The 11,817-nt window shown below is 40.0% G+C and carries 14 protein-coding genes; 2 read left to right on the top strand and 12 right to left on the bottom strand.

The features are described 5' to 3' along the window. Positions 1-62 precede the first annotated feature (62 nt). From ACDZ29_RS15670 to ACDZ29_RS15630, 9 genes are all read right to left on the bottom strand, one after another. The gene (locus ACDZ29_RS15670; RefSeq protein ID WP_375088119.1) at positions 63-518 is read right to left on the bottom strand and encodes a MarR family winged helix-turn-helix transcriptional regulator; all 456 of its coding nucleotides are present in this window, start codon (positions 516-518) and stop codon (positions 63-65) included. A 77-nt stretch (positions 519-595) separates the two neighbouring features. Continuing rightward, positions 596-787 (bottom strand): hypothetical protein, encoded by a 192-nt coding sequence (locus ACDZ29_RS15665; RefSeq protein WP_289323925.1) that lies wholly within the window; start codon positions 785-787, stop codon positions 596-598. Positions 788-808: 21 nt separating this feature from the next. Beyond that, positions 809-1,297, bottom strand: a complete 489-nt coding sequence (locus ACDZ29_RS15660; protein WP_375088118.1) for an arsinothricin resistance N-acetyltransferase ArsN1 family A — start codon at positions 1,295-1,297, stop codon at positions 809-811. A 134-nt stretch (positions 1,298-1,431) separates the two neighbouring features. Next, entirely contained in the window at positions 1,432-2,847 is a 1,416-nt protein-coding gene (locus tag ACDZ29_RS15655; protein WP_375088117.1) for a SpoVR family protein, read from the bottom strand. 173 nt (positions 2,848-3,020) lie between these two features. Then, positions 3,021-4,100, bottom strand: a complete 1,080-nt coding sequence (locus tag ACDZ29_RS15650; RefSeq protein ID WP_370014058.1) for a hypothetical protein — start codon at positions 4,098-4,100, stop codon at positions 3,021-3,023. 160 nt (positions 4,101-4,260) lie between these two features. Continuing rightward, positions 4,261-5,370: an o-succinylbenzoate synthase gene (gene menC, locus ACDZ29_RS15645; RefSeq protein WP_289323921.1), complete on the bottom strand. Its 1,110-nt coding sequence runs from the start codon at positions 5,368-5,370 to the stop codon at positions 4,261-4,263. Between the two features lie 13 nt (positions 5,371-5,383). Next, complete coding sequence (locus ACDZ29_RS15640; RefSeq protein WP_375088116.1) at positions 5,384-6,178, bottom strand: GNAT family N-acetyltransferase; 795 nt, start codon at positions 6,176-6,178, stop codon at positions 5,384-5,386. Further along, positions 6,171-7,325: a M20 peptidase aminoacylase family protein gene (locus ACDZ29_RS15635; RefSeq protein ID WP_289323919.1), complete on the bottom strand. Its 1,155-nt coding sequence runs from the start codon at positions 7,323-7,325 to the stop codon at positions 6,171-6,173. Before ACDZ29_RS15635 ends, ACDZ29_RS15640 begins: the two co-directional genes overlap by 8 nt. Before the next feature lie 57 nt (positions 7,326-7,382). Continuing rightward, the gene (locus ACDZ29_RS15630; RefSeq protein ID WP_375088115.1) at positions 7,383-8,225 is read right to left on the bottom strand and encodes a MurR/RpiR family transcriptional regulator; all 843 of its coding nucleotides are present in this window, start codon (positions 8,223-8,225) and stop codon (positions 7,383-7,385) included. Positions 8,226-8,620: 395 nt separating this feature from the next. On the opposite strand from ACDZ29_RS15630, the gene ACDZ29_RS15625 reads away from it, so the two are divergent. Beyond that, positions 8,621-8,782, top strand: a complete 162-nt coding sequence (locus tag ACDZ29_RS15625; protein ID WP_289323917.1) for a hypothetical protein — start codon at positions 8,621-8,623, stop codon at positions 8,780-8,782. Between the two features lie 94 nt (positions 8,783-8,876). Here ACDZ29_RS15625 and ACDZ29_RS15620 read toward each other — a convergent pair whose 3' ends face one another. The 3 genes from ACDZ29_RS15620 to ACDZ29_RS15610 form a co-directional block, all read right to left on the bottom strand. Beyond that, the gene (locus ACDZ29_RS15620) at positions 8,877-9,758 is read right to left on the bottom strand and encodes a radical SAM/SPASM domain-containing protein (RefSeq protein ID WP_289333314.1); all 882 of its coding nucleotides are present in this window, start codon (positions 9,756-9,758) and stop codon (positions 8,877-8,879) included. A 250-nt stretch (positions 9,759-10,008) separates the two neighbouring features. Next, positions 10,009-10,329, bottom strand: coding sequence for a DUF3889 domain-containing protein (locus ACDZ29_RS15615; protein WP_289317719.1), 321 nt, complete (start codon positions 10,327-10,329; stop codon positions 10,009-10,011). Between the two features lie 49 nt (positions 10,330-10,378). Further along, on the bottom strand, positions 10,379-11,347 hold the full coding sequence (locus ACDZ29_RS15610) for a M14 family zinc carboxypeptidase (protein WP_375088114.1): 969 nt from the start codon (positions 11,345-11,347) through the stop codon (positions 10,379-10,381). Between the two features lie 132 nt (positions 11,348-11,479). On the opposite strand from ACDZ29_RS15610, the gene ACDZ29_RS15605 reads away from it, so the two are divergent. After that, on the top strand, positions 11,480-11,722 hold the full coding sequence (locus tag ACDZ29_RS15605) for a YhdB family protein (protein ID WP_048689737.1): 243 nt from the start codon (positions 11,480-11,482) through the stop codon (positions 11,720-11,722). Positions 11,723-11,817 lie beyond the last annotated feature (95 nt).

The raw sequence follows: 11,817 nt of genomic DNA, 5'->3' as shown, positions 1-11,817 counted from the left end.
ATTCCCTCCTATATTTTCATTTTGAAAAAGTTGTAATTTGCAAGTATTATTGAAAAATTATACTACCCCCAAGGAGTAGTACAACATACGGAAGACTTCAACATTCGATCATTAAGCAATGTCAGAGCACGCACGACGGATTCCTTTTCAAACTCATTCATCGTCTTGAAGATCTCATTCAAGTAATCATTCATTTGCTGATCGATTGTTTGATTGACTTTCACTCCTTCATCGGTCAGAGAAAGGATAGAAATTCTCCGATCTTCCGCAGCAGGGGTTTTTGTGACCAAATTCAATTTTATTAGGGATTGGATTTGTCGGCTGAACGTCGTAATATCCGTTCCCAGTGTTTCTGCAATTTGCTGGATGGAAGCGTTATTCTGTCGGTTTATTTCATATAGAATATGACTTTGAACGAGTGATATCTCAATTCCATCTGCGCTGCAGCAATTTTTATTCAATAATCCAAAACGTCTAGTTAAGAGTTGGAAGAGACCTCTAAGGTTTTCATTTTCCATTACTTTCACCTCACTATATTTATACTCACATTATTTGCATATTGCAACTATTTAAATCAACTATTTTTAATTTATCCTTATAGCTTGTTAAAAGCCGTAATGAAATTTCGGTGAGTTTGCTCGCCATAATAGCATGCTTTGCCTTTAAAAAAGTTTGTTTCGATGAATTCTTTTGCCTTTTCCACCCTAGGTTCACGAGAAGCTAAAACCAACTTGAAATAGGCATCAAAATAATCAACAGACAATACGCTTGAATGGTTAACAGTCATCCCCTCCTACCCCCTATTTGTTTACAGTAATTTCTCCATAGCCATAACATCGACATATTCCCCATCTAATATTCCCTGGTTCTTAAACACACCCACTTCACGATAACCCCTTTTTTTGTACAATCCTTGACCAACCTGGTTAAAAGGAAAAGTGAATAACACAATTTTATTGAAGTCATTTCCTTCTGCGATCTTTTCGATTGATTGAAGCAATAAACCGCCAATCCCTTTTCCTCGATGATCTCTTGAGATATAAACGGATAAATCAGCAACCCCTTTATAAGCACAGCGATTGTTATATGGATTCAAGGAAGCCCATCCAACGATTTCCCCTTCTTGCTCGGCGACGATTACCTTATATCGTCGTCCCATGTGCTTGGCAAACCAATCCTTCATGTAGGCTTGATCCTTCGGTTCCGTTTCTAACGTGGCAACTCTATCCTCAATTCCTTGATTGTAAATTTCTTTGACGGAATCTATGTCCGTTTCCATCGCTTCACGAATGATCATATCTTTCCCCTGCTCCTTTCGCTACCAAATGAGTTCATTCAAAATATTCTATATTATATAACACCAATACTTGCAAATCGCAAGTATTGGATGAAACAAGAAAACTGCCGAGTGACCGGCAGTTTTCTTCCTCTTTATAAATATTTCCGGTGAATACCTTTTCCATCATAGGAAAACAGGACTTCTTTTCCTTCCATGACTGATTCCATATGCACGGAGCGTCCCCAAAGCTGATGGATATATGGCATGACTTTCTCAAGATATTTCAGATCCAGTTCAATATCTTCATACCAATGTTTCAGATAAAGTTCGCCATTACGCATGAAGTCTCCATCATTTACTGTGATATAGGGGAATCCGCCGTTAACCCTCATACTGACGAGTTGGTCACGAACCTGTTCCCATGCTTTATCGACGATTTTATAATCCTTGCCCTGCTTTTGGAATAAATACATATCTTCACGCATGACCAGATCTTTCGTCAAATAATTACGGATAAAGGAAATGTCAGATTCGATTTCCCTGACTTCGAACATCTTTTCCCGTCCAGATCCGGGCATGACGCCAAGCCTGATCATCTCTTCGGTTGGATTATCATAGCGTTCTTCAATATCTTCAAACATTTTTAATCCAAGATAATAAGGGTTGATGCTGGTCTTTGATGGCTGAACCACACCTGCGTTCAGTTTAGCGAATTCAATCGCTTCCCCTGAGGATAAATCCAATTCACGGATTATGCGTTGATGCCAGTAGGATGCCCAGCCTTCATTCATGATTTTCGTTTCCAGCTGCGGCCAGAAATACAGCATCTCTTCCCTGATCATCGTCATGATATCCCGTTGCCAATCTGTTAGATCCCTGCTGTACTGTTCTATGAAAAGCATAATATCCTTTTCAGGCCTTGGCGGGAATTTTTTTCTTTTTTTCACGGTGGATTTCTTCGGTTTATCCTTATTTTCAAGATTCCATAAATCATCGTATTGTGTGGCTGTCGGTTTTATTTCCTCTTCTTCTTCCTCATCTTCCATCGTCCAGGCAAGCTTCGGTCTCATCAACGACGGATCGATATGTTCTTCAATGGCTAATAGTGCATCGAGGAAAGTTTCCACTTCCTTTTTGCCATGCAGGATTTCATATTCACGGATTCTTTCTGCCGTGGCTGACATACTTTCCACCATATCTCTCTTAGTATTATTAAAACGTATATTATTCTTAAAGAAATCACAATGCGCCAAAACGTGGGCAACAATCAATTTATTTTGTACAAGTGAATTGGAGTCCAACAGAAAAGCGTAACATGGATTAGAGTTAATGACCAGTTCGTAGATCTTACTTAATCCAAAGTCATACTGCAGCTTCATTTTATGAAACTGCTTCCCAAAACTCCAATGAGAAAAACGGGTCGGCATCCCATAGGCACCAAATGTATAAATGATTTCTGAAGGGCAAATTTCATAACGCATCGGGTAAAAATCCAACCCGAACCCAGTTGCTATTTCTGTAATTTCACTAATGGCATATTCCAGAGCCTTTTGCTCCGCTCCATTCATCCGATATCCCCCTTGTCTTCCGCCTTTAAACTAATGTATGAAAAAAAGGAGGAAAAATGCCGTGATCATGAGTAAAGGTCCTCGATAACAGAAAAAAAACACCTCCATGAAGAAGATGTCAGGTCAAAGATCCATGCAGTTTTAAACTCTAATCCTTAAATTTCCCTTCCCTATTATAATTTCGCGAGTTCCGTAGTCACTGCCCCTTTTTTCGCTTTTGAACGGATCCAGGATATGATAAGCGCTGCAATGATTACAAATCCTAAATATCCTGTGACTGGATATACTGTTCCAACCAATTTAATGAAGCCAACGAAACTTGCAAGGAATGCGAGGATTCCCACCATAATCACGGATATCTTGAAGCGTTTCGTGTCGGCAGGCACCATCCTGGCTGTAAATGCATACAGCATTCCGACCGAGGTATTATAAATCATCCCTAAAAGGATGATTGATAGGATATATCCCAACCATGGAGAAATCTGATTCGCTAAATGAAGGGTAGGCATCCCTGAGCCTTCTATGCCCTTCAAGTCGGACATCATCCCCATATTGATTAAGAATAGCAAGATCCCCAATCCAATACCTCCTAGAAGGCCTCCCATACCAGCCTCCTTCTTATTCTTAATGGTCCCTCCCATTACGGCTAGCATGGCAATTCCGGCCGTCATATTATATGAAACATAAAGTAATGAACCCATCATCCAATTTCCGGTTGCAGCATTCCCTTTACTAGAAGAAGATATGATTTCATTGAAATTTAGATCGGAGGTGAAAAATGAATAACCTGAAATAATAATCATGATAACAAATAAAAATGGTGTGACAGCACTAATGATGGACATTATTTTATTAACATTAAGTAAAAGCGTACCTATCGTCAGCACTGTCATGAGGATTGCACCAACTATACTGGGTACCCCGAATTGTTCTTCAAAAATCGTTCCGGAACCAGCAATCATGATGACTGTAACTCCAAACAAAAAAAATGTGATAATAATATCGACCACCCTGCCTAAATAGCGGCCACAAATATGATCGATGATGTTTTTATGGGAGCGTGTTTGGAGGGTGCTCCCCAATTGTGTAACTTGCATGCCTAAAAACGAGAATAAAGCTGTCGCCACCACAATTCCCAATACACTGTAGATTCCAAAGCTCGTGAAGAATTGTAATACTTCTTGTCCTGAGGCGAAGCCTGCTCCAATGATGATTCCAATATATGCACCTGCAAGATTTACACTGTTTTTCATATCCGATTCCACCTTCAATTAAATGATTATTCTGACAATTTTAGTTAAAAAAATATCTTCCTCTCATCACTGTTCCGTAATAGCTTCCCAGCTTCATTAATTTTAACGAGCCATCGCCCATGAAGCTGGGTAGAGTTACTATTCCAACCTTGTTCTTTTATCAATTTGTATATCTTTTACTATAGGAAGTGAATTCATCGACCGCAGCGTAATCGACTTCATAACCGATGCCTGCCGCCTTTGGAACAGTTATGACTCCATCTTTCACTGTAACCTCTGGTTTAATGATGTCCTTATGCCAATAATTCGCAGATGCCGCCGTATCACCAGGCATCGTGAAGTTATCGAGTGTTGTCAATGCGATATTATGGGCACGTCCCACACCGGATTCCAACATCCCCCCGCACCAAACCGGAACATTTCTTTCTTTACATAAATCATGTATTTTCTTCGCTTCCGTTAAACCGCCTACCCTGCCGATCTTGATATTAATGATTTTACAGCTTCCCAATTCAAGGGCTTTTCTTGCATCTTCCACGGAATGTATACTTTCATCCAAACAAATCGGTGTTTTGATTTCCGCTTGTAATGTGGCATGATCGACAATATCATCTGATGACAAAGGCTGCTCGATCATCATTAAATCAAATTGATCAAGTTGTTTCAGTAATTCGATGTCTTTCATCCGATAAGCGGAGTTTGCATCTGCCATGATAGGTACATCGGGATATCGATTGCGCACTTCCCTGATTACATCAACATCCCAACCTGGTTGAATTTTTATTTTGATTCTTTTATACCCATCCTTCAATCCATCTTCTATCTTCTTCAATAATTCGGGTACCGTTTTTTGGATGCCGATACTGATTCCAACATCGATTTTTTCCAGTTCCCCGCCTAAGGCCATACTTAATGGAACATTCTTTTCTTTTGCATATAAATCCCAGATAGCTCCCTCGATTGCCGATTTTGCCATATTATTTTTCCGTATGTGCGAGAACATATCCGATACATCACGAGGATGTTCTATATCTTTATCCAATACAAGCGGAATCAAGAAATCCTCCAGCATGGTCCAATTGGTTTTTATGGTTTCTTCGTTATACCAAGGTGCTGAAAACGCCACTGATTCAGCCCAACCTGAAAGCCCCTCTCCATTTTTCACTTCCACAAGTATGAATTCCTTATCTACAAATGTTCCAAAGCTTGTTGTAAATGGAGCTATCAAATCCATATTTAGATGGCGTAAACGCACTTCTTTTATTTTCATCTTGATTCCCCTTTTATTCTTGTTTTTTTAATAAGTAGTTTTGAATGTCTTCACCTTGTTCCCGAGCTATTCCGACTGCAACATACCCATTGGCAAAAAGCGTTTTGAATAATTCACCCGTTTTCGCCCGCCAATCTATCGCAAGGCTGAGATCACCTTTTTTGATTTTTTGAATATCCGTCGGAATGGGAATGGCGACCACATCGGCATTGGTTTCCAAATGATAATCCTTGATGTAAGGAAAGCCTTGGTCATTCATTCCAGTGGTTACGATATGTGTGGCTTTATCAGGAAGTGGGGGCTCTTCATTTGCTTCCTGCCGTATATTCCATTCCACCATGAACCGATCAGTCGACAATCCTTCATTGAGGGCATCCTTCATATCTCCATAACAATCTTCCATATATGTTGAACAAACCGCTTTTAGTTTACCGATATTCAAATTTGCGTTCACACTTTCCAATGGATCATACGTCCATGTGATTAAGTCGTAGCCTTTTTTGAGTGCTTCTTCTTGTTGTGCCAGTTTAAGCAATCTACCGTAGCCCTTCTTTTGATGATCCGGATGGATGGCTAACATATGTGAACAAAGAAACACCCTTCCATCCTTAAATCCTGGGAAACTGTATTGAAATCCCACTAACTGGCCATTGATGTAACCACCTAAAACGAGCCCTCCGTTTTTGACTGCGGTAATCGTCTGATGGGTAGGAACGCAATCCATGCCCCATACAAGGATTTCAAGTCGCTGCACTTCTTGTAAATCCTCTAGTGTCGATAGGGATTTAATGATTAATTCATCAGTCATGTAAGTGGACCCCCTCTCCATATTTCTCGAAAGTAAGAATGATGGCCTTTGTCAGGATTTCAATTCCCGATAACAAAGCATCTTTGTTGAACGTCATGTTCGGATGATGGAGCCCTGGTGTCAAATCACAGCCCAATCCAAGCATCGTCGCTTTGATTTCAGGTCTTTTCAACGTATAAAAATGAAAATCTTCTCCTCCTGTTGTAATGACAGGCGCTACCAGATTTTCTTCCCCAAGTGTATCGGCTATCGCTTCAGCCATTATTTCCTGGGCTTGATCGTTCACGGTTGCTGCAGCAACTTTAGTCCCCGGTTCGAGTTTCACATCAACTCCATGGACAATGGCCAAAGATTCTGCAACCTTTTCCACTTTTCGGGTGAGCTCTTCCATCACTGCATTATCCTGAGCCCGTAAATCCAATGAAAATGTGGCTCTCCCCGGGATGATATTGGAACTTTCACCACCAGCAAAAAACTGGGTCATTTTTACTGAATAAGGGATGGATGGATTGAGATGGATCCCATTTAACAAAGTGATGAATGCCGCTCCTATCTCGATGGCATTTTGTCCTTGATGCGGTCTGGCTCCATGTGCATCCGTTCCCACTATTTCTCCTTTAATGAACCGGGCGGCTCCATGTACAATGGCTGGTGCAGCCTGCCCATCCTTCACTTCCTCGACTGGCCTTAAGTGCACCCCATAAAGGAAATCCACATCATCCAAAACTTTTTCTTCAATCATCTTCAAGGCACCTGTACCTTTTTCTTCAGCAGGTTGAAAAATGAATTTCAGCTTACCTCTTGGTCGAAAGTCCATTTCCTTCAATACCAGGAATACTCCAAGGGCCAAGGTCATATGCCCATCGTGTCCACAGGAATGATTGGCCTGAAACGTCCCATGTACCTCCTGCCAAAGTGCATCGATATCCGATCGTAACCCGACTGTGAAATTCCCATCCCCGATTTCCCCAATCACTCCTGTACAGTCTTCGAATGTTTTTACCGTAGACTGATTTTCCCTTAAAATATTTGAAATGAAAGCTGTCGTATTCACCTCATTCCAACTCGTTTCAGGATGTGCGTGTAAATGGTCGAAGATATCGATGATACGCGGCCTTAATTTTTCGATTGATTGTGTGATATCCATTTATGTCTCCCCCTTATATCCCGGTTAATCGGTATGCATCTCGAACTGATGTTTATCTCAAAAGAAATAATCGTCTTGATTGAACGCGTCATATATAGCTTTTCTCTCTTTAAAACCCTGTTCATCTTTAATCGATACACCTGCTACTAAACTATTCAATAATGAGAATAAAACCGGTGCTGTATCGATAGTGGAAGTCCTAGGTGTTGAAATGGGCAATAAAATGTCAGTGAAGTCAGCAATTGGAGCCAGTTCAGAATCCGTAACGCCAATAACAAATGCCCCGGCTTGTTTGGCCATTTCCGTGATTTTCACAGTCTCTTTCACATAACGGTGAAATGAAATGGCCACAAAAACGGAATTTTCAGTCATTTTATTCAGCAATAAAAAAATATCATCTGTATCCGGCCTATATAAATGGACCTCTTCCCTTACTAGCCTAAGCGTAAAGGTTAACCAATGTGCTGCCGAAAATGATAATCGATGTCCTGATACCAATACATTGTCTGCTGCCGCCAATTTATCAATTGTTTTGGAGAAATCTTCATTTGATAAATTTTTGATTGTCTTTTCAATGCTGACGATATCCTGCCCCATCACTTGAGCCATGAAGTTTGGCTGATTCGCAGCTTCAAGTTTTGAAGAATGATATTCATTCAAACTGCTGCTCTCGAATATCAACTGATTGCGAATAAGTTTTTGAAGTTCCGCAAATCCGCTTAACCCCAATGAATAACAAAAGCGGATGATGGTCGTTTCACTCACGCCTATATCTTTTCCGAGCTTTTGAGCTGAAGTGACTGCAAATGTATGTGAATGTACTAACAAGTATTTTGCTACCTTTTTTTGGCCAGTTGATAAATCAGGGAACACCTCTTTAACTTTTTGCTGTAAATCCATAAAACATCCCCTCTATTGCAAGATATGAATCCAAAACTTTAAATATTCCAATATGAAGTTTTCGCTTCGTCAATAATAAAGAGTATTTTATCATGGGATTTTCAATAAAACAATAATATTCAGAATTTTTAATAAGAAGGTGGTTACTGTCCTTCAATCGCAAAAAAAATCACGAAGATGAACTCCGTAATTTCAGCTTGGCGACAAAATGGTGTTCGGAGTCCGAATAGTGAGATGAAGGTCAAAAAAAAATTCGTGAACAGTCGAATATCGTGCTTCAACGGCCGAATAATGTGCGGGGTAGGTCGAATACAGTGCGTGAACGGCTGAATAAAGTGTGGTTTTGGTCGATAAACTGCGTCAACGGCCCAAGACAGTAAAGCGGGACGAATAAAGTGCTCCGGTCTTTATGGTTTTTTACTGTAATCCTCATTGGATTGAAGAAATTTGCGACACTCCTGCCGAATTACTGGCTAGCCGAGACACCAAAGGCGCTTGCACCGAGGGGGCCTGGCAGACAGTCGGCGGAAAGGGAGCGGATTTCTGAAATCAACTGAACTTGTTAAATAAAAAACTGCAGGCAAACTGAGTTTTCATCAAGTTTGTCTGCAGTCTGAAACCACGAAGATGGACTCCTTGGTTTTCCTTCATTTATTTTTTATGACGCTTTGCATAGCCACATCGTTTACATAATTCTTCAACTGCACATCTTCTTGAAAAGCCGTCATACATATTTTTAGCCCGTTCACCATTTAAAATGTCTTCAAGTGACGTTTCAAATATATTACCCAGTGGAATTTTCCCTTCACTATCCAAACAACAAGGTACGACTGTACCATCCACCAAGATGCCTAACTGATCTCTAAGAGCATAGCAGAAAATATTCTCATCGATAATGTCACGGTCCAATTCCGGCCACTCGAATTTTTCAGCCATGTTTATATATACACGGTCCTTCAACTTAATATTATTCTTTTGCTGAAGGGCTTCACTTAAGCGAACGTCCAATGAAAGCTTTTCTTCCAACATGCTGAGAATATCGTCGTTCAGGCCATTACTCGCTTTTAGTTCATCCGTATCCATATTCCATAAACGAATGGCACAAATCATTTCACTTTTTTCATTTGCTTCATTTATGAAATCGGCAATATTGCTGACATATGAGTCAAGACTGTTGCTCGTATCGTTTGCCTCGAAGCTATGAAGTGAAATATTCACCTGACGAAGGGCTTTTTTGGAGAGCAGCTTATCTTTGACCTTTTGAATCAAAGTGCCGTTCGTTGTTATATTCACCTTCAGGTCATTTTCAGCACTGATATCCAGGAATGTACCCAAATTTTTATTTAAAAATGGTTCACCCATCAAATGAAAGTAAATATGATCGGTGTGTGGTTTGATTTTCTCGATTACACGCGTAAACCCTTCAGGATCCATGAATTTCAGCGTCCTTTGCAAGCTGGAGCTTGGACAGAAATTACACTTCAGATTACATATATTAGTAATTTCCACATAAACTTTCTTAAACTTTCTCATTTTCTAATACCCCTACTATCAAGCTTATTGTTTCAATCTGATACTAACTATACTGGTTAGCTGCTCATAAATGCAATGAAAACTTCATGGCAGCATATATCAGGGAACGGATAGCTATCACTTCCCACTGGAAACTTATCCGATATCCACCATTTCCTGGACATTCTTTTACTCAAATCAGAAAAAAACATCTTCTGAAGTGAAGATGTTGGACAGGATACAAACCTTTGATTTTCCGTTTGTTCTTAAATCACTTTCCTTTTTGCTCGGTGACCTTTAAACTAAGTAATTTTTCATTTTTCAAATCATGTTGTACGGTCACGATTACAGTGAACTGATTTCCTTTATCCTCGACTAAAAATCTGAAATCGTCTTCGACAAGATTTTTCGCTACAGTTTTTCTCCCCTTATAGGCATAATCGGTAATCTCAACTTCAGGATAATCAGCCTGCACTACGGTGATCGCAATCTTTCCGTATTTTTCGTAATCTGGTTTTTGGGCTTGTGCTGAAATGGACCCTGCTTGTATAATCAAAAAAATCCCCATTAACATCACGATGACTTTTTTCAAAATCTTTTCCTCCTCATACTTTCCTCTTGATATTATTATGTAAAATTGTTCATTTGTTATGCACCTGCATCGCTTCTTTTACAAGCATGATTCCAACTAATCGATTCCTCTTCCATTCCTCAGGAAATACAGTCAATGGAGGATTGGTTTCATCCACTAAATAACTAAGTTCGATTGTCATTCCCGGGCGGCTGAATTCCGTTATGAACCAATCCGTAAATCCGCTTCCTACCGCTTCCTTTTCCGGAAAGGTCAGTTCATACCCAGTCAATTCCGAAGTTTTTTTGGCAATCCCATAATCCCTCGCCATATTTTCCCGTTTATTTTTGTAATGCCAAAAGATTTCCCTTCCTGAAGTATGATAGGAAACGGCAATAAGGGGATCGATTTCCCTTGTGAACTCCGCAAGCGCCTTCACTTCAGCTGCTTCAAGGGGTTGTTCGCCCTTATAAAATTGATAAGTTGGTTTTGTTTCATGACTCATGACTTCTTTCCATCCAGCCGGATACTGCCTATTTAAATCAATGCCTTTGGCATTAGCTTTCCATCGCGACCAATTCTTGCTATATCGATTCATTTTCCATACTGCTGCCTTTTCAAGTATATTTAAGTTTGATAAATCGCCTTGCTGGATGCTGACTCCATCTGGATTCAGCATCGGGATAAACCAGATGCTAACATCATCCAATGATCTTGACGGATATCCTTCAACAGGTTTGCCCGCTCGATAGGCGGCTGCATAGTCTTCAAGCATGCTCATTAGAATTTTGGAGCTGAGCCATTCCCGACCATGATGTGATCCAACAAGCATAATCGTTTTTTTTCCTTTTCCTAACTTGACTGCCTTTATATTTTTCCCCTTTTCAGTTTGTCCGATTATTTGAACGTCCACTTCATACTTGTTTTGGATTCCTTGAAGATCCATTTCCATCTGTTCAGGGGAATACACTTCTTGTGCCAGTGTGGTTTCAGGAAAAAAAAGCAGGACCAATATTCCAATTACCATTAGTTTTCGCATGTACTCACCTTTTATTTTTATTCAGGTAAAAAGCAACAACCGCGGTCCAAATACATCGCCACTTATTGTAAGGAAATATTCTGTCCGATCTGAACAAAATACAAATAGCTCCTTATTAAGGGGGAGAACTACATGAGGATTGCGGATTATGATCAAGCATTGTTTCACACACACCGTTCCGATTGGGACAGCTTGTTAGTATTGATGGTTCGAACGAAAGATCACTTTCTTTCGAAAAAAATAGAACATTTTTTGCACGCTTACCGGTTTGAGCATGATTATCAAATCGTTCAATCCCAGTTGTATGCTCTGCTTCGTTATCTGGATCATGCGGCAGAAAAAACAAGTGATTATTTAAGTGAACTTCCAAGCTAAAATCAACTATAGTTTTTGCTAAACGGGAAAATTTATACAAGAAGATTGATTTTCGGGGATTTAACTTTGGCTGGTGAAACCCTATAAAAATAAGG

The sequence above is a fragment of the Peribacillus sp. RS7 genome, from assembly GCF_041956845.1.
Classification (GTDB): Bacteria; Bacillota; Bacilli; order Bacillales; family DSM-1321; genus Peribacillus.
This window is presented reverse-complemented; position numbering and strand designations above follow the sequence as displayed.

What these genes read in the sequence shown, in the direction of transcription:
- ACDZ29_RS15670 (WP_375088119.1), bottom strand. Translation starts at nt 518, where the DNA reads ATGGAAAATGAAAACCTTAGAGGTCTCTTCCAACTCTTAACTAGACGT.
- ACDZ29_RS15665 (WP_289323925.1), bottom strand. Translation starts at nt 787, where the DNA reads ATGACTGTTAACCATTCAAGCGTATTGTCTGTTGATTATTTTGATGCC.
- ACDZ29_RS15660 (WP_375088118.1), bottom strand. Translation starts at nt 1,297, where the DNA reads ATGATCATTCGTGAAGCGATGGAAACGGACATAGATTCCGTCAAAGAA.
- ACDZ29_RS15655 (WP_375088117.1), bottom strand. Translation starts at nt 2,847, where the DNA reads ATGAATGGAGCGGAGCAAAAGGCTCTGGAATATGCCATTAGTGAAATT.
- ACDZ29_RS15650 (WP_370014058.1), bottom strand. Translation starts at nt 4,100, where the DNA reads ATGAAAAACAGTGTAAATCTTGCAGGTGCATATATTGGAATCATCATT.
- menC (WP_289323921.1), bottom strand. Translation starts at nt 5,370, where the DNA reads ATGAAAATAAAAGAAGTGCGTTTACGCCATCTAAATATGGATTTGATA.
- ACDZ29_RS15640 (WP_375088116.1), bottom strand. Translation starts at nt 6,178, where the DNA reads ATGACTGATGAATTAATCATTAAATCCCTATCGACACTAGAGGATTTA.
- ACDZ29_RS15635 (WP_289323919.1), bottom strand. Translation starts at nt 7,325, where the DNA reads ATGGATATCACACAATCAATCGAAAAATTAAGGCCGCGTATCATCGAT.
- ACDZ29_RS15630 (WP_375088115.1), bottom strand. Translation starts at nt 8,225, where the DNA reads ATGGATTTACAGCAAAAAGTTAAAGAGGTGTTCCCTGATTTATCAACT.
- ACDZ29_RS15620 (WP_289333314.1), bottom strand. Translation starts at nt 9,758, where the DNA reads ATGAGAAAGTTTAAGAAAGTTTATGTGGAAATTACTAATATATGTAAT.
- ACDZ29_RS15610 (WP_375088114.1), bottom strand. Translation starts at nt 11,347, where the DNA reads ATGCGAAAACTAATGGTAATTGGAATATTGGTCCTGCTTTTTTTTCCT.
- ACDZ29_RS15605 (WP_048689737.1), top strand. Translation starts at nt 11,480, where the DNA reads ATGAGGATTGCGGATTATGATCAAGCATTGTTTCACACACACCGTTCC.